Annotated in this window: 20 protein-coding genes; 14 read left to right on the top strand and 6 right to left on the bottom strand. The window is 65.9% G+C overall.

The window, feature by feature from the left end:
• Nucleotide 1: 1 nt before the first annotated feature.
• Nucleotides 2–1,705, bottom strand: a complete 1,704-nt coding sequence (glpA, locus tag AC6I6X_RS00705) for an anaerobic glycerol-3-phosphate dehydrogenase subunit GlpA (RefSeq protein ID WP_497928599.1) — start codon at nucleotides 1,703–1,705, stop codon at nucleotides 2–4.
• A 310-nt stretch (nucleotides 1,706–2,015) separates the two neighbouring features.
• Here glpA and glpK point away from each other — a divergent pair, with 310 nt between their 5' ends.
• From glpK to ribB, 8 genes are all read left to right on the top strand, one after another.
• The gene (gene glpK / locus AC6I6X_RS00700; protein ID WP_497928598.1) at nucleotides 2,016–3,560 is read left to right on the top strand and encodes a glycerol kinase GlpK; all 1,545 of its coding nucleotides are present in this window, start codon (nucleotides 2,016–2,018) and stop codon (nucleotides 3,558–3,560) included.
• Entirely contained in the window at nucleotides 3,557–4,624 is a 1,068-nt protein-coding gene (locus AC6I6X_RS00695) for a DUF7973 family transport facilitator (protein ID WP_497928597.1), read from the top strand. The genes glpK and AC6I6X_RS00695 overlap by 4 nt, the downstream gene beginning before the upstream one ends.
• Nucleotides 4,625–4,681: 57 nt before the next feature.
• The gene (locus AC6I6X_RS00690) at nucleotides 4,682–5,365 is read left to right on the top strand and encodes a phosphoglycolate phosphatase (protein ID WP_497928596.1); all 684 of its coding nucleotides are present in this window, start codon (nucleotides 4,682–4,684) and stop codon (nucleotides 5,363–5,365) included.
• Nucleotides 5,366–5,552: 187 nt separating this feature from the next.
• Nucleotides 5,553–6,551 carry an FkbM family methyltransferase gene (locus AC6I6X_RS00685; RefSeq protein ID WP_497928595.1) on the top strand — a complete coding sequence of 333 codons (999 nt, stop codon included), beginning with the start codon at nucleotides 5,553–5,555 and terminating at the stop codon, nucleotides 6,549–6,551.
• A gap of 59 nt (nucleotides 6,552–6,610) precedes the next feature.
• Nucleotides 6,611–6,910, top strand: a complete 300-nt coding sequence (locus AC6I6X_RS00680; RefSeq protein WP_497928594.1) for a hypothetical protein — start codon at nucleotides 6,611–6,613, stop codon at nucleotides 6,908–6,910.
• 63 nt (nucleotides 6,911–6,973) lie between these two features.
• The gene (gene twy1, locus AC6I6X_RS00675) at nucleotides 6,974–8,005 is read left to right on the top strand and encodes a 4-demethylwyosine synthase TYW1 (RefSeq protein WP_497928593.1); all 1,032 of its coding nucleotides are present in this window, start codon (nucleotides 6,974–6,976) and stop codon (nucleotides 8,003–8,005) included.
• A gap of 289 nt (nucleotides 8,006–8,294) precedes the next feature.
• Nucleotides 8,295–9,002: a DUF120 domain-containing protein gene (locus AC6I6X_RS00670; protein WP_497928592.1), complete on the top strand. Its 708-nt coding sequence runs from the start codon at nucleotides 8,295–8,297 to the stop codon at nucleotides 9,000–9,002.
• Nucleotides 8,999–9,709 carry a 3,4-dihydroxy-2-butanone-4-phosphate synthase gene (ribB, locus tag AC6I6X_RS00665; RefSeq protein WP_497928591.1) on the top strand — a complete coding sequence of 237 codons (711 nt, stop codon included), beginning with the start codon at nucleotides 8,999–9,001 and terminating at the stop codon, nucleotides 9,707–9,709. The genes AC6I6X_RS00670 and ribB overlap by 4 nt, the downstream gene beginning before the upstream one ends.
• A 44-nt stretch (nucleotides 9,710–9,753) precedes the next feature.
• Here ribB and AC6I6X_RS00660 read toward each other — a convergent pair whose 3' ends face one another.
• Nucleotides 9,754–10,101, bottom strand: a complete 348-nt coding sequence (locus AC6I6X_RS00660; RefSeq protein WP_497928590.1) for a DUF7471 family protein — start codon at nucleotides 10,099–10,101, stop codon at nucleotides 9,754–9,756.
• A 194-nt stretch (nucleotides 10,102–10,295) separates the two neighbouring features.
• Here AC6I6X_RS00660 and AC6I6X_RS00655 point away from each other — a divergent pair, with 194 nt between their 5' ends.
• Both AC6I6X_RS00655 and AC6I6X_RS00650 read left to right on the top strand, forming a co-directional pair.
• The gene (locus tag AC6I6X_RS00655; RefSeq protein WP_497928589.1) at nucleotides 10,296–10,841 is read left to right on the top strand and encodes a winged helix-turn-helix transcriptional regulator; all 546 of its coding nucleotides are present in this window, start codon (nucleotides 10,296–10,298) and stop codon (nucleotides 10,839–10,841) included.
• Between the two features lie 126 nt (nucleotides 10,842–10,967).
• Complete coding sequence (locus tag AC6I6X_RS00650; protein WP_497928588.1) at nucleotides 10,968–11,897, top strand: branched-chain amino acid transaminase; 930 nt, start codon at nucleotides 10,968–10,970, stop codon at nucleotides 11,895–11,897.
• 344 nt (nucleotides 11,898–12,241) lie between these two features.
• On the opposite strand, the gene AC6I6X_RS00645 is transcribed toward AC6I6X_RS00650, so the two are convergent.
• From AC6I6X_RS00645 to AC6I6X_RS00635, 3 genes are all read right to left on the bottom strand, one after another.
• Nucleotides 12,242–12,685: a hypothetical protein gene (locus AC6I6X_RS00645; RefSeq protein WP_497928587.1), complete on the bottom strand. Its 444-nt coding sequence runs from the start codon at nucleotides 12,683–12,685 to the stop codon at nucleotides 12,242–12,244.
• 137 nt (nucleotides 12,686–12,822) lie between these two features.
• The gene (locus AC6I6X_RS00640; RefSeq protein WP_497928586.1) at nucleotides 12,823–13,515 is read right to left on the bottom strand and encodes a DUF502 domain-containing protein; all 693 of its coding nucleotides are present in this window, start codon (nucleotides 13,513–13,515) and stop codon (nucleotides 12,823–12,825) included.
• A 39-nt stretch (nucleotides 13,516–13,554) separates the two neighbouring features.
• Entirely contained in the window at nucleotides 13,555–14,391 is an 837-nt protein-coding gene (locus AC6I6X_RS00635) for a proline dehydrogenase family protein (protein ID WP_497928585.1), read from the bottom strand.
• A 118-nt stretch (nucleotides 14,392–14,509) separates the two neighbouring features.
• Between AC6I6X_RS00635 and AC6I6X_RS00630 the strand changes: the two genes are divergently transcribed.
• Nucleotides 14,510–15,055: a CDP-2,3-bis-(O-geranylgeranyl)-sn-glycerol synthase gene (locus tag AC6I6X_RS00630; protein WP_497928584.1), complete on the top strand. Its 546-nt coding sequence runs from the start codon at nucleotides 14,510–14,512 to the stop codon at nucleotides 15,053–15,055.
• A 276-nt stretch (nucleotides 15,056–15,331) separates the two neighbouring features.
• Here AC6I6X_RS00630 and AC6I6X_RS00625 read toward each other — a convergent pair whose 3' ends face one another.
• A complete protein-coding gene (locus AC6I6X_RS00625; RefSeq protein ID WP_497928583.1) occupies nucleotides 15,332–16,993 on the bottom strand; it encodes an aldehyde ferredoxin oxidoreductase family protein in 1,662 nt (553 codons plus the stop codon).
• Between the two features lie 158 nt (nucleotides 16,994–17,151).
• Here AC6I6X_RS00625 and AC6I6X_RS00620 point away from each other — a divergent pair, with 158 nt between their 5' ends.
• The 3 genes from AC6I6X_RS00620 to AC6I6X_RS00610 all read left to right on the top strand — a co-directional run bounded on the left by AC6I6X_RS00620 (nucleotide 17,152) and on the right by AC6I6X_RS00610 (nucleotide 20,354).
• Entirely contained in the window at nucleotides 17,152–18,534 is a 1,383-nt protein-coding gene (locus AC6I6X_RS00620; RefSeq protein WP_497928582.1) for an aspartate aminotransferase family protein, read from the top strand.
• Nucleotides 18,535–18,555: 21 nt separating this feature from the next.
• Nucleotides 18,556–18,942 carry a Rid family detoxifying hydrolase gene (locus AC6I6X_RS00615; protein WP_497928581.1) on the top strand — a complete coding sequence of 129 codons (387 nt, stop codon included), beginning with the start codon at nucleotides 18,556–18,558 and terminating at the stop codon, nucleotides 18,940–18,942.
• Nucleotides 18,943–19,073: 131 nt separating this feature from the next.
• A complete protein-coding gene (locus AC6I6X_RS00610; protein WP_497928580.1) occupies nucleotides 19,074–20,354 on the top strand; it encodes an amidohydrolase in 1,281 nt (426 codons plus the stop codon).
• Nucleotides 20,355–20,368 lie beyond the last annotated feature (14 nt).

The raw sequence follows: 20,368 nt of genomic DNA, 5'->3' as shown, positions 1-20,368 counted from the left end.
CTCACTGCCCTCCGTCGGCGCGGGGTTCGGCCCGCCGACGGCCGCCGTCGAACGCGTCGTACTCGATCGACCCGTCCGCGCTGGCGGGGTCGTTGTCGCGGTTCATGGTCGTCGCGTGGAGGGCGTAGTTGAGCATCGCCTGGGAGAGCTGTTCGCCCCAGAGGGCGTGGCGCTCGCCCTTCCAGCGTTCCTGGAAGAGTTCGTCCAGCGCGTCCCGGACCGTCGGTTCGTCGTACTCGGGGTGGAGTTCGTTGGCCATGTTCTGACAGCAGAAGCCGCCCTGGCAGTTCCCCATCGAGGCGCGCGTCCGGATCCGGACCGCGTTCAGGTCGGAGCCGGACTGGTCGATCGCGTCCTGGATCTCCGCGCGCGTAACGCCCTCACACTGGCAGATCACCGGGTTCGCCGCGTCGGTGTCGAGCACGTCCGCCGCGCGGCTTCCCAGGCGCTGCTTGCTCCGGCGGGCGATCGGCGATCGGAGGCCGAAGTCGTCCATCCCCTCCTCGAGGATCGAGAGGTCCTCGCTCCCGGGGAGGGGTTCCTCGGCGGTGGCACACGTCGCGGTAACGCCGAGTCTCTCGCAGACGTGGTCGGAGATCTGTTCGGCCATCATTCGATATGTAGTGAACTTCCCGCCGACGATGCTGGACATGCCCGCGACGCCGTCGCGCTCGTCGTGATCGAGCAGGAAGAAGTCCCGCGTGATGTCCGTCGGGTCCTCCGTGCCGGTTCCCGGCGGTTCGTACAGCGGCCGGACGCCCCAGAACGAGCGGATCGTCCGCGCCTCCTGCAGGATCGGGACGAGTTCCGAGAGGGTGTCGATCATCTGGTCGACCTCCCACCGCTCCTCGGGGTAGTCGTCGGGATCGTCCACCTCCTCGTCGGTCGTCCCGAGGATGGCCGTGGTCTCGTGAGGGACGACGATGTCGGCGTCGCCTTTCGGCCGACAGCGGTTGATCACGGTGTCGACCTGCCGGACGTTCATGATCGTCATGACGCCCTTGGAGGGCCGGACCTCGACGTCGATGTTCGCCATCGCGCCGATCTGGCCCGCCCACGCACCCGTCGCGTTGACGACGTAATCGGCGGTTATCTCCTCGGTCGTGCCGGGTGCCGCGTGGTTTCGCTTTCCCGGCCCGGAATCGTGGCGCACTGTCACGCCGTAGATGTCGTCGCCGTCGCGAAGCAGGTCGATCACTTCGGCGTGGGTCTCGATCCGCGCGCCGTGGGCCTCGGCGTCGATCGCGTTCGCCACGCACAGGCGAAACGGGTCGACCGCGCCGTCGGGGACCTCGATCGCGCGCTGGACGTCCTTCGCGAGGTAGGGTTCGACCTCGCGGGCCTCCCGTCCCGAGAGGACCCGGGCGGGAATGTTACACTCGCGACACCCCTCGAGTTTCTCCCGGAAGTAGTCGTCGGGGTCCTCCGGTCGCTGGACGAACAGGCCGCCGGTCATCTCGACGCAGTGGCCGGCGATCTCCCGCAGGACCTCGTTTTCTTCGATACACTCTTTCGCGCTTGCCTGATCCGAGACGGCGTACCGTCCCCCGCTGTGGAGAAGGCCGTGCATCCGGCCAGTCGTGCCGCCTGTCAGATTGCCCCGCTCGACGAGCGTTACCTCGAGGCCGCGCATCGCCAGATCCCTGGCGATGCCACAGCCCGTGGAACCGCCGCCGAGAACGAGGACCTCGGTGTCGTGTGCCATCCCTTCACTCCCACCTAGGAGCCCTCCATCTTTATTTTATCGGCGCTTGCCCAACGCCCATAACGAACTGCAACCATTGCAGTCAGTCCGTAACGTCGGTAATTCAGGATCGGTCACACGACCCGGTGCAGTTTTGCTGATCGATACTGAATGCGCTCGTAGCGCCCGAATACACTTACAAACTATAACTAATATTATAAATCCTGTGCTAGAGGTTCGGTAACATTTATAATGATCGTCGCTACTGTTTATCAGTAGCACGCGACCGATAGTAAAGACGTCGCGTGGGAATTCACGAGGGTGACCAGAAGTGACTGACAATACATACGTCGGCGCAGTAGACCAGGGGACGACCGGTACACGGTTTATCGTTTTCGACCACGCGGGCCAGGTCGTCGCCAACGCGTACGAGAAACACGAACAGATCTACCCGGAACCCGGCTGGGTCGAACACGACCCGATGGAGATCTGGGAGAACACGAAAGACGTCATCACGCAGGCGCTCGGGCAGGCCGGCATCAGCCCCGACCAGCTCGAGGCGCTGGGCGTGACGAACCAGCGCGAAACCACGCTCCTGTGGGACGCTGACTCCGGCAAACCGGTCCACAACGCCATCGTCTGGCAGGACCGTCGAACCACGGACCGGGTCGAGCAACTCGAGGCGGACGGCATGGTCGGGTCGATCCGGGAGAAGACCGGCCTGGAGGCCGACGCGTACTTCTCGGCGACCAAGGCCGAGTGGCTCCTTGACAACGCCGACCCGATCAAACTCGAGCGATCGCGGCCGGAAGACATCCGCGACCGCGCGGAGAAGGGCGAGGTCCTGTTCGGCACGATCGACACCTGGCTCATCTACAACCTCACGGGCAACCACATCACCGAGGTCACGAACGCCTCGCGCACGATGCTGTACAACATCCACGACCTCGAGTGGGACGACGACCTCCTCGAGGAGTTCTCGGTGCCCGCGGAGATGCTACCCGAGGTCCGGCCGTCCAGCGACGACGACACCTACGGGACCACCGATCCCGAGGGATTCCTCGAGGCCGAGGTGCCCGTCGCGGGCGCGCTCGGAGACCAGCAGGCGGCCCTGTTCGGCCAGACCTGTTTCGACGCCGGCGACGCGAAGAACACCTACGGTACCGGGTCGTTCTTCCTGATGAACACCGGCAACGAGGCCGTCGAGAGCGACCACGGCCTCCTGACGACGATCGGCTTCCAGAAGTCCGGCGAGGACGTCCAGTACGCCCTTGAGGGCTCGATCTTCATCACCGGCGCGGCGATCGAGTGGCTCGAAGACATGACGCTGATCGACGATCCCGCGGAGACGGCGGAACTCGCCCGCAGCGTCGACTCGACGGACGGCGTCTACGTCGTCCCCGCCTTCACGGGGCTCGGTGCGCCCCACTGGGATCAGCGCGCACGCGGCACCATCGTCGGGATGACCCGCGGCACCCGCAAGGAGCACATCGTCCGCGCGACCCTGGAGTCGATCGCTTACCAGACTCGCGACGTCGCCGAGGCCATGGAGGCCGACTCCGGCATCGAGATGACGAGCCTGAAGGTCGACGGCGGTGCCGTCAAGAACAACTACCTCTGTCAGCTCCAGTCCGACATCATCGGGTCGGACATCGTCCGCCCCGTCGTCGACGAGACGACGGCGCTCGGCTCCGCGTACGCGGCCGGGCTGGCCGTCGGCTACTGGGGCGACGTGGACAGCCTGCGCGACAACTGGCAGGTCGACGCCGAGTTCGACCCCGAGATGGACCGGAGCGAGGCCGACAAGAAGTACAGCCGCTGGAGCGACGCGATCGACCGATCGCGTGACTGGGCACGGGACGGTGGAGGGGAATGATCGACGCGTTACTCGACCTCGCGGAGATCATCGCCGCCTTCGGCGGCGGCGCGTTCGGCGCGGCCCTCGGACCGCTCCCGGCGTTCATCTTCACCGGCTTCGCGGTGATCGCCGGCGAAGCCGCGGCGATCACCGGCGTCGAAGGGGCCGACGCGATCACGGGTAGCGTCGCCTTCGGCCCGCCGTTCTCGCCGGCCATCTCCTTCGCCGGCGGTGTCGCCGCGACCGCCTACGCCGCACGGCAGGGCTACATGGATACCGACTTCGACTACCACGAGGCGAAGAACATCGCCTTCGCGCTCGGGACCAAGCCCGACGTGCTCGCCGTCGGCGGCGCGTTCGGGATCCTCGGCTACTGGCTCCAGACCGCGTCGGCGGAACTGGCGATGCCGTACGATCCGATCGCGATGGGCGTCGTCCTCTCGGCGCTGTTCCACCGGCTGATCCTCGGCTACAGCATCATCGGCAAGGTCCGCGGCTCGGGCATCCTCGACATGGGGCCGTTCGAGCGCGAGGAGCGCCGCGCCGCGGCTGACGGTGGCGAAGCGATGACCGACGGGGGCGAAACACAGCCCGCCGCAGCTGCCGCCCAGACCGGTCGCTTCGCGGTCGAACCGTGGCTCCCGCACCAGTACAGGTGGGGCCACGTCGCGACGATCGGCCTCGCGGCCGGGCTACTCGGCGCCTACACCGCTCTCGTAACCGGCAGTCCGTTCCTCGCCTTCGGGATCAGCGCCGCGACGCTGCTGTTCCTCAACTGCGGCGTCGAACAGATTCCGGTAACGCACCACATGACGCTGCCGGCTTCGACGGCCGCACTCGCCGTCAGCGCGGAGGGCGGTGCCGTACTCGCCGGTGTTGGTGAGCCGACCGCCCTCATCGTCGGCGGCGTCTTCGGCGTGATCTGTGCGCTGTTCGGCGAAGTGTTCCAGCGGGTCTTCTACGCCCACGGCGACACCCACTGGGACCCGCCGGCAGCCGCGATCGTCTTCGGGACCTTCCTGATCGCGATCCTGTACTTCGCGGGCGTCTTCCCCGATGCGGTCTGGGTCCCGACGCTGTAACGCGACCGACGCGTTCGCATCCGACTTTTTTAGGTTCCACACTTCCCACCTCCGGGTATGGCAACTGATCCGCCGCTCGTGCTCGACATCGACGGGACGCTCACGCGCCCCGATCGGTGGGGGATCGATCCCCGCGTCTTCGATCCGATCCGCGAGTGGGACGCGCCCGTCGTGATCGCCACGGGGAAGGCGTTCCCCTATCCCGTCGCGCTCTGTCACTTCGTCGGCGTGCCCGAACTCGTCGTCGCCGAGAACGGCGGCGTCGTCTACACCGGCGACGACGTCTTCTTCACCGCCGATCGCGAGGCGGCCCAGGCCGTCGTCGAGGAGTACCGCGCGCAGGGCTACTCACCCGGCTGGGGGCCGGAAGACACCGTCAACCGGTGGCGCGAAACCGAGGTCGCCGTCAATCTGGAGCAGCCGATCGGCCCCCTGCGCGAGATCGCCGCCGCCCACGGTCTCGAGGTGGTCGACACCGGCTACGCCTACCACGTGAAAGACGCCAGCCCGAACAAGGGCGACGGCGTCGAGACGATCGCCGATCGCGTCGGGATCGATCTCTCCGAGTGCGTGGCGATCGGCGACTCGGTGAACGACGTCTCGACGTTCGAACGCGTCGGGCGGAGTTTCGCGGTCGCGAACGCCGACGAGGCCGCGAAATCGGCGGCCGACGAGGTGCTCGCCGAGCCCCACGCCGACGGCACGCTGGCGGTGCTCGATCGGGTTCGCGGATCGAAATAGTAGCTTCTATGAGGAGTGTTCGATGACGAGACCGCTCCAGCGAGGCGCGATCTGCGTTATCGGGTCGCGAAATCGCGCCACCGGGGCGCGCTGTCGACATCGTCTAGAAGTCTAGTACTGACACGAATCGATGACTAACCACGTAAGGTGAAATATCTTCAAACGATCCGGCGTCGATACCGTATTCATGGCGGATATCATCGCGAAGGTGAACCGGGCCGTCAGTGATCCATCGGACGTCAAGCCCTGGATCGAAACCAATCGGCGCAAGGTCGAGCGCTGGCTCCGTCGCGGGGAAGTGGGGCCACTGCTCGGCGGCCTCACGGGTGGACTCCTCGACTGGAACGCGTACACGGAGTATCTCTCCTGGAGGGGCGACACCGAACTCGTGGTGCGCGAAATCAACGGCAGCGACATGGTTCTCGATCCGTCGATGGCCGGTATCTCACAGGAGTTGCTCATGTACGGTGGCCGCGAAGAACTGTCGGCCAGTATCTTCGAGTCGGAACTCGAACGGCTCAAAGAGCGAGTCGACTCGACCGTGACCGTGCTGGAAATCGGGGCCAACATCGGGTACTACGCGCTGCTGGAGGCACACGTTCTCGGTGACCGCGGTCGGATACTCGCGTTCGAACCCGATCCGAGAAACGTCGACCTCCTGTCGAAGTCGATCGAGTACAACGGCTACGGCGACCGAATCGACGTCGAACGCGTGGCTGTGGGGGACAGCAACAGTACAGTCACGTTCAATATTTTGCCGTTGAGTAACAAATCACACGTCGACGAGGACGCCTTCGACCGGACCCACCCGATCGAACGCCAGATAGACGTCCCGCAGAAGACGATCTCGGCACTTCTCGACGAACAGGACGTCCAACCGGAGTCGATCAACGTCGTCCGGATGGACGTCGAGGGGTACGAAGCACAGGTCTTCCGGGGAATGCCTGCCGTACTCGAGTCGGACCAGCCGCTGGTGATTTTCTTCGAACTCCATCGATCACGATTGGACGACGAGACGTTCGAACAGTTGCTGGACACGCTGGCGGAATCAGACCTCGAAATCGTTGCCGTGACGGATCTCGAGGGCCCGATGTGGTACGAGGTCCAGCTCCCGTGGGACTCGTTCGACGAGCTGCGTGCGATGGACGAGTCCCACTCGATTCACGTCGTTCTCAGACGGACGTAGTCGCGTCATCGAGAGTCCGCACGCGGAACGCTTTTGCGCTGGCACCCGAAGCGGGACGTATGGGACCGGTAACGTCACCCGCGATCGTACTTCTCGGCCTCGCGGCGACGATCGGCGTCTTCGCGTACGTCTACCGGGACGCGACGCGGGTCGAGATGGGACGGCCCCGGCTGTGGGCAGCTATCGCGGCGGGCTCTGTCGCGATCGGGTTCGGGCTGTACCTGTTCGTCCCGGACGCGCCAATGACCGGCGTCATCCTCACCGCCAATACGGGTCCGGTGCTGTACACCTTCGAGCGGGAGGTCGCGACGGAGGATGACGACCCGCCGGAACCGGGGCAGCTTCCTCACCAGAAGTGATTCGTTCGCTCGAACCGCACACACCACACGCCTTTTCATCACGCCCGTCCAACGACCGCCAACATGAGCGACTCCGCGAATCCCGGGGGCGACGGAGCGAGTGCCGACGCCGGAACCGGCGGCGATACCGGCGGACCGGCACAGGTCTCTAGCCCGAACTACCACAGCGAGAATCACACAGCTGCCCAGACCTGCGGCTGGACGGCGAACGCCTTGCGCGGCGAGGGGAAGTGCTACAAGAACATCTGGTACGGGATCGAGTCCCACCGCTGTATCCAGATGACGCCCGTGGTCAAGTGCAACGAGCGCTGCGTCTTCTGCTGGCGCGACCACCAGGGCCACGCGTACGAGATGGACGACATCGAGTGGGACGACCCCGAGGCCGTCGTCGACGCCTCGATCGACCTCCAGAAGAAGCTCCTGTCGGGCTTCGGCGGGAACGACGAGGTCCCCCGCGAGGTCTTCGAGCAGGCGATGGAACCCCGCCACGTCGCCATCAGCCTCGACGGCGAACCGTCGCTGTACCCCTACCTGCCCGAACTCATCGAGGCGTTCCACGATCGGGATATCACCACGTTCCTCGTGTCGAACGGCACCCGGCCCGAGGTGCTCCGGGAGTGCGATCCAACCCAGCTGTACGTCAGCGTCGACGCCCCCGAGCGCCACACGTTCGACGAGGTCGTCGGCGCGATGGAGGACGACGCCTGGGAGAACCTCCTCGAGACGATGGCCGTCCTCGCCGACAAGGACGAGACCCGGACCGTCCTCCGGACCACGCTCGTCGAGGGCGAGAACATGCACCACCCCGACTGGTACGCCGGGTTCTACCAGCAGGCCGACCCCGACTTCATCGAACTCAAGGCCTACATGCACGTCGGCCACTCCCGAGGGCGACTCGATCGATCGTCGATGCCCGACCACGAGACGGTCGTCGAGTTCGCCGAAGGCGTCCGAGAGCACATGCCGGAGTTCACCGAACTCAAGGAGGTCCCCGCCTCGCGCGTCGCGCTTCTCTCGAAGACGGGCGATACCTGGGTCCCCAAACTGAAAAAAGACAGCGAGTTCTGGGCGCGCGATCCGGTGACGGACGACTGATCGCCCATCGACTGCGCACCGATCGCGTTTCGACACCGGTCCGCTCACGGAGATGCTCGCAGATCTATTCGCGGACCAGCCGATCAGCGTCGACGCGGCCGTTCGGTCGATCGGGCGGACAGGGACCCGTACGGGCGAGAACGATCGGGGAGACCCACATGGATCGGTGGCTTTTTGCGTCCACGCCGGGACCCCGAAACACGCGGTAAACCGTCGTGAACCGCATCCCGGTTTTGGCATGCATACCACATTCGGCATGCTTTTAGTGTGGGGCCCCCAACTCTCGACCATGTCACTGACGACCGAGTCCGCCGTCGGTCACGACGAACTCGCGGTGCTGAAACTGCTCGCACTCGAGGGCGGTCTCGAGGGCGACGTCAAGATTTCCTGTTCTCACCTCGCCGATCGGCTCGACGCGTCGAACCAGACCGCCTCGCGTCGACTCCAGCGACTCGAGAGCGCTGACCTGCTCGAGCGCGACACGGTCAGCGACGGCCAGTGGGTCGCGATCACCGATGTCGGCGAGCGGACCCTCCACGCGGAGTACGAGGACTACCGCCGGATCTTCGAGTCCGACGCCGAAGTCGAACTCGACGGCACCGTCACCAGCGGGATGGGCGAGGGCCGCCACTACATCTCGCTGCCGGGGTACAGCCGCCAGTTCGAGGAGCGACTGGGCTACGAACCGTTCCCTGGCACCCTGAACGTCGATCTCCGGGACGACAGCGTCCGACGCCGAAGCGCCGTCACCTCGCTCGAGCCGGTCCCGATCGACGGCTGGGAGGACGACGAGCGAACCTACGGCCCGGCGGTCTGTCACCCCGCGACGATCGAAACGGCCGACGGCGATAGCTACGACCGGGCGCACGTCATCGCCCCCGAACGGACCCACCACGACGACGACCAGCTCGAGGTCATCGCGCCCGACAAACTCCGCGAGGAACTCGGCCTCGAGGACGGCGACCACGTCACCGTCTCGGTGGGTGATCGCCAATGACGAGCCATCACGCCGGCCCCCGCTCGGACGCTGGCCCGGGCGACGCCGCGACGAGCGCCGATCGCGACGCGTTCGATCGTGCACTCGACGCGCTCCGGTCCGGTGACCCCATACTGGTCCACGACGCGGCCGATCGCGAGGGCGAGACGGATCTCATCTACCACGCCGACGCGGTCACGGCCGACGCCGTCGCCCGCCTGCGCAACGACGCCGGCGGGCTGGTCTGCGTCGCGCTCGGTCACGACGTCGCGGAGGCGTTCGACCTTCCCTTCTACACCGAGGAGGTCGACCATCCCGCCGCCGGCGACCACGACCTCGGCTACGACGAACGCTCCTCGTTCTCGCTGACCGTCAACCACCGCGACACCTACACCGGGATCACCGACACCGATCGATCGACGACGATCCAGGCGCTCGGCGCGGCCGCCGCAACTCCCGAGCGCGTCGACTTCGCCGACCAGTTCCGCGTTCCCGGCCACGTCCACCTGCTGAAAGCCGCCCCCGACCTGCTCGCCCAGCGGGAAGGCCACACCGAACTCGGGATCGCGCTCGCCGACGCCGCCGACCTCCCCAGCGCCGTCGTCGTCTGCGAGATGCTCGACGACGAGACCGGCGAGGCCCTCTCGCCCGCCGACGCCCGTGCCTACGCGGATCGTCACGGCTTCGCCTACCTCGAGGGAAGCGAGATCACGACTCGACTCGGCTGAGCAGGCGCCGGCGGACCCGTCCGCCTCGCCCGCCTCTCTCGGGCCTACTCGTCACCGCTCACCGGAACGCGATCGGTCCCTGGCCCGCTTCGGTAGACCGCGTAGAGGACCAGCACGGCGATCGTGAAGTCACAGCCGTGCTCGACGAGGTGGTGGACGGTCATCGGAACCAGCCCGAACACCGTCCCGAGGCCGACCACGGAGCGACCGACGAGCAGCCCGAGGACGATCGTGATCAGCAGGTACCGGGTCGATCGTCGCCGCCGGTACGCGACGACGCCGGAGAAAAAGAGCACCGTCGTCCCGACGACGGCGAGGACGATGACGACGATGAGGACGGGCGCCAGCTGTGGATCCAGCCACGGGACGTCGAACGGGCTCGTGTAGTCCATGTCCGCTACGCTAGCTGGGTCGAACAGAACCGTATGTGCTTCGGTCGGCCCCGACTCCCATCGCGAGAATCCGGATCGACCCCGCCCGGCCGACGCCCGACGATTCTCAGCCGTCGGGAACGATCGACCCCCCTTATGCGGGCCTCACTTCTAGATAGGAGTAGTCCCTAGTCGAGCTACCGGGACGGATCCACATGAGCGAGACGCGACGACAGATACGCGATCGCATCCACGCGAACGCCGGCGTCCACTTCAACGAACTCGTCCGCAGGTCGGAGTTCGCACCCGGACAGGTCCAGTACCACATCCGTCGACTGCTCGACGCGGACGAACTCGTCCGCAACGAGTTCTACGGGCAGACCCACTACTACCCGCCGAGTTACGACCCGTGGGAACGCGCCGCACTCGCGCTGTTCCGGCGCGAAACCGCCCGCGAGATCGTCGTCTACCTCGTCGAACACGAACCGGTCGATCCCGCGACCGTCGCCGACGACCTCGACATCGCCCGGAGCACGCTCGAGTACCACCTCGACCGACTCGTCGAACACGACGTCGTCGAGAAACGCTACGACGATCGCAACCGCGTCAGTCTCCGCCTCGCGAATCCCGGTCGGACCGCCCCGTTGCTCTCGGAGGTCGCGCCGACCGTTCCCGATCGGCTGGTCGATCGGTTCAGCCGGCTCGTCGACGGCCTCCTCGAGAACGCGCCGGAGGCCGACCGAGCCACCGAGGCCGACTGACCCCACCGGAGCGACCGACCCTGCCGTGTCGATCGGACGCGCAGCGCGATCGCTCTGATCGGTCGGTCGGCCGTCCGGCCCCCGAATCGCGAACACTTAGTACGGTGGCTTGCAACACTTCCGAGCATGGGATTCGACGAGATGGACGTCGACACGATCTGGATGGACGGGGAGTTCGTCGACTGGGACGAGGCACAGATTCACGTGCTCACCCACGGACTCCACTACGGAACGGGCGTCTTCGAGGGCGCGCGGTGTTACGACACCGAGCAGGGCCCCGCGATCTTCCGCTGGGAGGAACACCTCGATCGGCTCTTCCAGTCCGCCAAACCGTACGAGATGGACATCGACTTCTCGAAAGCAGAGCTTACCGAGGCGACGATCGAACTCATCCAGCGCCAGGAACTGCCCTCCTGTTACATCCGCCCGCTGGCGTTCTACGGCTACAACTCGCTGGGCGTGAGTCCGAAGGACTGTCCCACCAGGACGGCGATCGCCGTCTGGCCGTGGGGCGCCTACCTCGGCGAGGACGCCCTGGAGAACGGGATCGAGGTGATGGTCTCCTCGTGGCGGAAACACGCCTCGAGCCAGATCCCGACGAACGCCAAGACCACCGGCCTCTACGTCAACAGCATGCTCGCCGGCGAGGAAGCCCGCCGCAACGGCTACGCGGAGGCGATCGTGCTCAACAAGGAAGGCGACGTCGCGGAAGGCCCCGGCGAGAACATCTTTCTCGTGCGTGACGGCGAACTCTACACCCCCGGGCTCTCGGAGTCCATCCTCGACGGGATCACCCGTGACACCGTGATCACGCTCGCCGAGGACCTCGGCTACACCGTCCACGACAACGTCTCGATCTCCCGCGGCGAACTCAACACGGCCGACGAACTGTTCTTCACCGGCTCCGCCGCCGAGGTGACTCCCATTCGGAAGGTCGACAACGTCGTCATCGGCAACGGCTCTCGCGGCCCGATCACCGAGGAGATCCAGTCGAAGTTCTTCGAGGTCGTCGAGCGCCGCACCGACGAGTACGACGAGTGGTTCGAGTACGTCTAGGACCGAACTTTTGCTCTGCGGGCGCGGCTACGCCGCGCCCTCGGCAAAATCTTCAAAAGAGCGCGAAGCGCTCTTTCGGACCTCGCGGGACCTTCGATCCCGCTCAGCTTCGATGAAAAGCCTCCTCCTTCCGTTCTGGTGAGCTTCGCTCACCTCCACGTCAGTCGTCGCCTCGCTCGCTACGCCGAAGGCGTCGCTCGCGGCGCACGATCGGTGACTCGCCTGCCCTCCCCCGAGTCGCGCGCTCGCCAGATACCGGCGAGCGCGCTCCCGGCCACGAATTTCTGAATTCCGATCGGTCACTCTCCGATCGGTCACTCTTCGATCGAACGATCTCCAACTGGTCAGCCCCCGGTCGAAATCTCGAGTCTGAGGTCGTCCCCGTCCTGCAGTTCGTACTCGGTCGGATCGACCGCCTCGCCGTCGACGGTGAACGTCAGCTCCGTCTCCGGGTCGCCGGCGTCGTACGTCTCGCCGTCGATCGTCACGACGTGATCGCCGTCGGCGTTCGCGTACTCGAAATGCGGGAGCAGGTCGATTCCCTCCGCAAACGTGACCGGGTCCTCGCCTTCCATGAACCACTCGTCGTGACCCTCGTGGAGGTGGAACGCGATCGAGTCGTTCTCGGCGTGTTCGGACTGGAATCGGTCCGCGGAGAGATCGATCGGGTCCCCGTCGACGACGACGTCGATGCTCCCGCGGCCGAGTATCGCGGTCGTCTCCTCGACCAGACAGCCCGCAAGGGTGGGAACGCTCGGGACGGAAGCGAGGACCGCTCGTCGCTTCATACCGGAGGAAGGGATCGGTATCTCAAAACGTTCGTGCTTCGCTCCCACCGATCTGGAATCGTCCCGATCGGCTCGAGAGGTCGGTGTCAGTCGTGCTACTGAGCGATCGGAGTAACCGGTTGTTAGCGGAGGGTAGCTCAATCGTCGTTGGCCTTGTCCGGGTTCCCCGTCGAGCTCGCTTCGTCGACGACGTCGATCGAGACGCCGGCGTCCATGCCGCGGTTCGCGTCGCCGAACCCGGCGCTGAGAACCCGGGTGAGCGCGTCCTCGACGTCCTCGTCGAGGTCGGTGATGTCCTCGGGTTCGGCTTCGATGACGAACCCGGTCGTGATGTTCGGCGACGTCGGCAAGAAGAGCACTTCCCTGCCCTCTTCGGACGTCTTGCCGGTCTTGAACGCCGTCATCCTGAGCCCGTCCCAGACCTCGATCTTGACCGGTTTCTGGAGCGACTCCTGTTCGCCGAAGGCGGTCTCGGCGGCCATCTTCGAGGCGTTGTAGACGACCCGCACGACGGGCACGCGGTTGGCGACGTCGTCGACGACCCGTTCGACGAGGCCGCCGACCGTCGTCCGCATCAGGTAGCCGACCGAGAACGTGAGAATGATGAAGACGGTGAGCGCGACGATCACGCGGAGCAGTTGTGCGAGTTGCTCGCGAGTCTGTTGCATGTTATTCCCGGGGAGCAACGGCACGAGCGCGTCGGCGTCCAGAATGAGCCCCGGCGTTACCCCGGCGACGAGTCCGTAGAGCCAGTAGATGACGTAGAGGGTGATGAGAATCGGGCCGAGGACGATCAGCCCACTCGCGAAATCCCGCTTCCACGAAGCCATGTACGACACCTCACACTACCGGTTTATGAGCCCTTCCCTTTAGCGGCCGACGATCGCCCGGACGGCGAACCAGAGGTTCTCCTTCCGCTCCATCGCCCGCCGATAGAAGTACGACTTCCAGCGATCGCCGTAGGGGACGTACTGCCAGACCTCGTAGTCGTCGGCGAGCGCTTCCTGGGCGTCGTCGCGAACCCCCATGAGCATCTGGATCTCGAAGTCCGTCCCGTGTTCCTCGTGGAGGTCGATCGCGCGATCGATCATCGCCGGATCGTGACTGCCGACCGCGATCCCGTCGTCGAAGTGCTCGAACGCGTACTCCAGTAGCGCCTCGTACTCGCGGTTGACGGTCGCCTTGTCTTTGTATGCGACGTCGGCCGGTTCGTCGTAGGCACCCTTGACGAAGCGGACCTTGCCGGGGACGTCGGCGAGCCGTTTGACGTCGTCGCGAGTGCGTTTGAGGTTGGCCTGGACGCAGACGCCGACGCCGCCGTCGTGTTTCCGCGCGAGGTCCTCGAAGGCGTCGAGCGTCGTATCCGTCGTCGTGTGATCCTCCATGTCGATCCAGACGAAGACCCCCTCGTCGGCGGCGCTGTCGACGATCGTCGTGACCGTTTCGCGGAAAACGTCTTCCCCGAGGTCGAGCCCCAGTTGCGAGGGTTTGACCGAGATACAGGCGTCGAGGTCGGCCGCCGCGATGTCGGCCGCGAGCGATCGGTACTCCGCGGCGTCCGCCTGGGCCGACTCCCGGTCGTCGTAGTGTTCGCCGAGCAGGTTGACGATCGCCCTGAGATCGCGGTCGTTCAGGTGGCGGGCGTGATCGAGGGCTTCGGCCGGTGTCTTCCCGGCGACGAAGCGGTTCGCGATCGGCGGGATCATACGTCACCTATGTTATCCCAGAACCAAGCAGTTGGTGGTAATTCTCACCAACGGAACGGGTGTGCCCGCCGAGCGCGAACCACCGGCGATTAAGACACCGGGGTTCGTCCCGGCCGATATGGCAGTTATCGAGACGATCGTCGTCGCCTTCTGGGCGATGTTGCCCGCCTACGTTCCCAACAACGCCGCGGTGCTGGCCGGCGGCGGCCGGCCGATCGACGGCGGACGCACGTGGGGCGACAGGCGGGTTCTCGGGGACGGAAAGACGTGGCGCGGGACGGCCGCCGGTATCGTCGCCGGCGTGGCGCTCGCGGCAGTGCTCTCGGTTCTCGCAGACGACGTCACCGCCGCGATCGGGATCGAGGTCCCAGCGTTCGACCCGCTCGCCGCGATCGGACTCGCGGTCGGGGCGATGCTGGGGGACATCCTCGCGTCGTTTCTCAAACGCCGATCGGGCCGCCAGCGCGGGGCGATGTTCCCCGGCCTCGACCAACTGGACTTCGTCGTCGTTTCGCTCCCGCTGACCGCCCTGCTCGCGACCGACTGGTTCCGCGAAGTGTTCTCCTGGGACGTGATCCTCGTCGTCGTCGTTCTCACGCCGGTCCTGCACGTGACGACGAACGTGATCGCGTACCGGCTGGGACTGAAGAACGAGCCCTGGTGAGCCCCGGAACCCGCCGCTCGCCGGCGGACTCCGGGTCCGTCGGCGAACCCCTGCGAATGTCGGGCGAACCACTACTGCGCCCCGCGTGTACGGTTGACACGGTCTGTCCCCGACCGCGAGATCGCCGCACGCATGGTCAAGGGTCGGGGCAGATCATCCGCTGAGCGACCCACCGCCGACGACGGGAGTGGTCCGATGTTGGACCGCTCCCCGTCCGTCCTCCCGACCACGATTTGTCGACGCTACACTTGCTCTACGAGACGTTCGCGGCGGAACTCATGCGGAGACCCGATCCTCGGGAACGATCCCGTCTTCCGTCCAGCCTCTGTTCTCGTAGTACTCGTCGAGCGCGCTCTCGAACCCGTCGAGTTCGAACGGTAGCGTGTCGACGCTCCGATCGAAGCCGCGCTGGTTGTTGAAGTGACGCTCCAGGGTGACGATTCGATCGCCGACGTCGAGGAGCGTCTCGTAGTCGGTGCCGAACAGCGCCTCGTACCGATCGGGCGTCATGAAGTCCCGGGAGAACTTACAGACCACGCCGCTGTCGGTGAGCGCCATCAGGTTCTCGCGCTCGATCAACCGTTCGGGCTTTCCGTCAAGTCCGGTGGGTTTCATGGCCTCGTCTTCGTCGACCAGCGGGTACTCGACCGAGTAGAACGTCGCGTACATGTGGTCGGCACCGCGGTTGGCGACGGCGTACGAGAGACCCTGACCGTGGAGAACGCGCCCCTCGTGGGCCGCGAAGTCCATGTTCTTGACGGTCCAGTTCTCGACCCCGAGGTCGTCGTGGATTCGACCGATCCCCTCCGCCAGGCGGTCCCCGACACCCTCGCGGTGGGCGATCTTCTCCACGAGGTCGTGGACGAGTTCCGCGTCGCCGAACGCGTCCTCGCTGGCGAGGTACGCCGAGACCGTGTTCCCCGCGGAGATGGCGTCAAGTCCGTACTGATCGCAGAGTTCGTTCGATTTCATCACGTCGACGATGTCGTCGATACCCGCGTTCGACCCGAACGCCATCGCGGGCTCGAACTCCGGCCCTTCCGTCTCGACGCCGGCCTCCTCGTCGCGGGTGGGGAGTTTGCACGCGAACGCGCACGCCGAACACGTCCCCTTCTTGTACTTCTTCTCGGCGACCGCCGATCCGTTGATGCCGTCGACCCCCTCGAACGACTGCTCGGAGAAGTAGTAGGAAGGGAGACCGTCCATCTCGTTGGCGAGATCCATCACCGCGACCGTCCCCTGCTCTTTCATGATGTGGTCGCTGGTCGCGGCCTCGCGGTGGACGTCCGTCTGTACCGCCGGAATCTCGATCTCGGGCGCCGAATCCCCGTCGAAGCTGATCGCCTTGACGTTCTTCGATCCCATGACCGCGCCGAGGCCGCCGCGCCCGAAGGCGCGGCTCTCACTCGTCATGATCGAGGCGAACCGGACCTCGTTCTCGCCGGCCGGGCCGATGACCGCCAGGTTGTCCGGGCCGAGGCCGTGGGTCTCGTCCATGTATTCGACGGTCTCGTCCACCGTCGCCCCCGCCAGTTCGGGTACCGGCTCGAACTCCACGCCGGTATCGGTGACGTGGACGGCGACGAGGTCGTCGCTGGCGCCGGTGAGTTCCACCGCCGCGTAACCGGTATCCGCGAAGTTCCGCGACATGAAGCCGCCGGCGTTCGAGGAGAGCAACCCGTCCGTCAGGGGCGACACGCCGGTGCAGTTCATCCGTCCGGTAAAACTCATCGTCGACGCCTGCATCGGCCCGGTGGTGAACACGAGCCGGTTCGCAGCCGACAGCGGTTCGACGTCGAACGGAAGCCGATCGTACGCCAGCCTCGTGGCGACGCCGCGGCCACCGATGTACGACGCGAGGACGTCGTCGATGGACTCGGTTCGCGTCCCCTCGGAGCCGACGTCGACGGTGAGTAACTCCCCCTTCGTGTGTAGCATTACCGTGAGAATGCGGGGCGTCCCCCAAGTCGATTGCGATTACTGTTTACGACGGTATCTTTTCCAGGCCCATACCGAGGTACGGTGTCGATATTTGTGTATGTATTATATGGTTATTGTGGACAAACTATTTATCACTGTTTCACCTGGCCTTAGGTATGACGGCAGGTCCACCGATCGAGGACGTACACTACGAGGAGGCACCGGACGTCGACACCGTCCCCGGTCCGCGGTCCCGGGAACTGCTCGAAAAGCAACGGGAGATCGATAGCAGCGCGGTCGCCTATCCGGAGGACATTCCTGTAGCCTTCGAAGAGGGGCGCGGCGCGACCGTCCGCGACGTCGACGGGAACACGTACATCGACATGTTCGCGGGGATCGGCGTACTCAACGTCGGTCACGCGAACCCGTACGTGCTCGAGGCGGTCCACGAGCAGGCGGACAAACTGGTTCACACGGTCGACTTCCCGACCGAGGCGCGCCTCGAGTTGATCGAGAAACTCGACGAGATCGCACCTGCGGGCCTGCAGGGGAACAACCGGGTCGTCTTCGGCGGTCCCACCGGCAGCGACGCGATCGAGGCGTCGATCAAACTCGCCAAGTACAACACCGGCGGCGACGGCCTCATCGCGTTCCGCGGATCGTACCACGGCGCGACGACCGGCGCGATGAGCGTCACCTCGAACAAGAAGTTCAAGGGCCACTACACGCCGCTGCTCTCGGACGTCGTCCACGCGCCGTACCCGTATCCCGTCCACCAGGACAAGGAGCCCCAGGAAGCGGTCGACCACGCCCTCGAGGAGGTGCAGGCGATCGTCGAGGACCCGTACGGCGGCCTCGCCAATCCGGCCGGTATCTTCGTCGAACCCATCCAGGGCGAGGGCGGCGTCGTGACGCCGCCGGAAGGGTTCCTGCAGGGGCTTCGGGACATCGCCGACGACAACGACATCCCGCTCGTCTTCGACGAGATCCAGAGCGGGTTCGGGCGCACCGGCGAGTGGTGGGCCTGCGATTGGGAAGGCGTCACGCCGGACGCGATGACCTCCGCGAAGGCGCTCGGCGGCACCGGCTTCCCGCTGTCCGCGACGATGTACCACGAGGATCTCGACACGTGGGGCTCCGGTGATCACGCCGGCACCTACCGCGGCCACGTCGTCGCGATGCGCGCCGGGACGCGAGCGATCGAGTACATCCAGGCCCACGACCTGCTGGCCCACGCCCGAGACCTCGGCGAGTACATCCGCGGTCGCCTGCGCGAAGCGGCCGAGGAGACCGATCGGCTCGTCGACGTACGCGGACGGGGGCTGTTCATCGGCGCCGAGTTCGTCGACGAAGACGGCTCCCCGGACGGCGACCTCGTCGACGCCATCCAGCAGTACTGCTTCGAACGCGGGGTCCTCGTCTGGACCGCCGGCCGACACGGCAGCATCCTTCGGCTCCTGCCCCCGCTCGTGCTCACCCGCGACCTCGCCGAGACGGCGCTGGACGTCATCGTCGAGGCGATCGAACGGGTTCCCGAAAAGACCACGCAGACCGCCTGACGGGAACGAACGGACGCGATCATGACCGACACCCATCCGATCGAAACCGACGGCGCACCGAGCAACGACAACCCGTACTCGCAGGGCGTCAGCGCGGGTGATACCCTCTACGTCTCCGGCTACGGGCCGGTCGATCCCGCGACCGGCGAGGCCGTCGACGGCGACGTCGAGGCCCAGACCGATCGCGTACTCGACAATATCGCCGCCGTCGTGGACGAGGCCGGCGGCGACGGTCTCGCGGACGTCGTGAAGGTCACCGTCTACCTCACCGACCTCGACGACTACGAGCGCGTCAACGACGCCTACGGGGCGCGGTTCGGCGACGATCCACCGGCCAGAGTCTGCGTGGAGGTCTCCCGGCTTCCCGACGACGTCCGCGTGGAGATGGACGCGATCGCCGTCCCGTAGTCGGCGGCGTTCGCGACGATCTCGCTCCGGGAAGCGGCATCGGCCGCTACGCGGTGGATAACTCGAAATTGCGCACGAAATATACGGTTATTGAGTACGATTAAGTAGTTCCTGCGCATAGCACCGGAGAGATGGCATACGACGTGCGCGAGCGGCTGAGCACGCTCCGGGAGGAGTTTCACCGGTTCCCCGAGCCGGGGTGGCGGGAGTACCGGACGACCGGCCGGATCGTCGACGAACTCGAACGGATCGGGGTCGACGAGATCGCGGTCGGCCGCGAGGCGCTCGCGACCGACGCGCGGATGGCCGTCCCCGACGAGGAGGAACTCGAGCCGTGGATCCAACGGGCGCGCGACGCCGGCGTCCGATCGGACGTTCTGGACCGGACCGCCGGCGGCCACACCGGCGTCGTCGCCGTCGTCGAACAAGGGGAGGGCCCGTCGGTGGGGCTGCGCGTCGACATGGACGGAATCTCACTCCGGGAATCCGACGAACCCAGCCACCGACCGGTAGACGAGGGGTTCCGGTCCGAACACGACGGGTACATGCACGCCTGCGGCCACGACGCCCACATCGCGATCGGACTGGGAGCGATCGAGGCGATCAAAGCGAGCGAGTTTTCGGGGACGTTCACCGTCTTCTTCCAGCCGGCCGAGGAGATCTCCGGCGGCGGGAAGGCGATGGCCGAGGGCGGCTACCTCGACGACGTCGACTACCTCCTCGCGGTACACATCGGGCTCAACAATCCGACGGGCACCGTCGTCGCCGGCGTCGAAAAACCGCTCGCGATGGCCCACCTGACGGTGACGTTCGAAGGCGCGAGCGCACACGCGGGCAAAGCGCCCAACGAAGGGGCGAACGCGATGCAGGCGATGACGACCGCGGTACAGAACGCGTACGCGATCCCACGCCACGCCGACGGGATGACACGCGTGAACTTCGGTCGAGTCGAAGGTGGAACCGCGAGCAACGTCATCGCCGAGGAGATCACGCTCGAGGGCGAGGTTCGCGGCGAGACGACGGCGCTCATGGAGTACATGCGAACGGAACTCGAGCGAGTCCTGTACGCCGCGGCGGAGATGCACGACTGCGACGTGACGCCGCGCGTGATCAGCGAGTCGCCGCGGGTCGACAGCGATCCCGAACTCCGGGATCTCGTCGGCACCGTGGCGAAGCGAGTCCGCGGCGTCGACACCGTCGTCCCGAGCGTGGACTTCGGCGTCAGCGAGGACGTCACGTACCTGATGGATCGCGTCCAGAACCAGGACGGCCTGGCGTCGTACCTGCTCGTCGGCACGGACCACCCGACGAACCACCACACGCCGACGTTCGATATCGACGACGAGAGCCTCGGGATCGGCGTGGCCGTGCTTGCGGACACCGCCGTCGAACTCTCCCGCCAGCAACCGTAGCGGTCGGGTTTGGT

The organism is Halosolutus sp. YCN4 (assembly GCF_059736495.1).
Note: the sequence above shows the minus strand (reverse complement) of the source record. Positions and strands in the feature narration are given on the sequence as shown.

Coding starts and splice junctions, on each gene's coding strand:
- twy1 (WP_497928593.1), top strand. CDS start 6,974: ATGAGCGACTCCGCGAATCCCGGGGGCGACGGAGCGAGTGCCGACGCC.
- AC6I6X_RS00695 (WP_497928597.1), top strand. CDS start 3,557: ATGATCGACGCGTTACTCGACCTCGCGGAGATCATCGCCGCCTTCGGC.
- AC6I6X_RS00615 (WP_497928581.1), top strand. CDS start 18,556: ATGACCGACACCCATCCGATCGAAACCGACGGCGCACCGAGCAACGAC.
- AC6I6X_RS00650 (WP_497928588.1), top strand. CDS start 10,968: ATGGGATTCGACGAGATGGACGTCGACACGATCTGGATGGACGGGGAG.
- AC6I6X_RS00640 (WP_497928586.1), bottom strand. CDS start 13,515: ATGGCTTCGTGGAAGCGGGATTTCGCGAGTGGGCTGATCGTCCTCGGC.
- AC6I6X_RS00685 (WP_497928595.1), top strand. CDS start 5,553: ATGGCGGATATCATCGCGAAGGTGAACCGGGCCGTCAGTGATCCATCG.
- AC6I6X_RS00655 (WP_497928589.1), top strand. CDS start 10,296: ATGAGCGAGACGCGACGACAGATACGCGATCGCATCCACGCGAACGCC.
- AC6I6X_RS00620 (WP_497928582.1), top strand. CDS start 17,152: ATGACGGCAGGTCCACCGATCGAGGACGTACACTACGAGGAGGCACCG.
- AC6I6X_RS00625 (WP_497928583.1), bottom strand. CDS start 16,993: ATGCTACACACGAAGGGGGAGTTACTCACCGTCGACGTCGGCTCCGAG.
- AC6I6X_RS00660 (WP_497928590.1), bottom strand. CDS start 10,101: ATGGACTACACGAGCCCGTTCGACGTCCCGTGGCTGGATCCACAGCTG.
- AC6I6X_RS00680 (WP_497928594.1), top strand. CDS start 6,611: ATGGGACCGGTAACGTCACCCGCGATCGTACTTCTCGGCCTCGCGGCG.
- glpA (WP_497928599.1), bottom strand. CDS start 1,705: ATGGCACACGACACCGAGGTCCTCGTTCTCGGCGGCGGTTCCACGGGC.
- AC6I6X_RS00610 (WP_497928580.1), top strand. CDS start 19,074: ATGGCATACGACGTGCGCGAGCGGCTGAGCACGCTCCGGGAGGAGTTT.
- AC6I6X_RS00690 (WP_497928596.1), top strand. CDS start 4,682: ATGGCAACTGATCCGCCGCTCGTGCTCGACATCGACGGGACGCTCACG.
- AC6I6X_RS00645 (WP_497928587.1), bottom strand. CDS start 12,685: ATGAAGCGACGAGCGGTCCTCGCTTCCGTCCCGAGCGTTCCCACCCTT.
- AC6I6X_RS00635 (WP_497928585.1), bottom strand. CDS start 14,391: ATGATCCCGCCGATCGCGAACCGCTTCGTCGCCGGGAAGACACCGGCC.
- ribB (WP_497928591.1), top strand. CDS start 8,999: ATGACGAGCCATCACGCCGGCCCCCGCTCGGACGCTGGCCCGGGCGAC.
- AC6I6X_RS00670 (WP_497928592.1), top strand. CDS start 8,295: ATGTCACTGACGACCGAGTCCGCCGTCGGTCACGACGAACTCGCGGTG.
- AC6I6X_RS00630 (WP_497928584.1), top strand. CDS start 14,510: ATGGCAGTTATCGAGACGATCGTCGTCGCCTTCTGGGCGATGTTGCCC.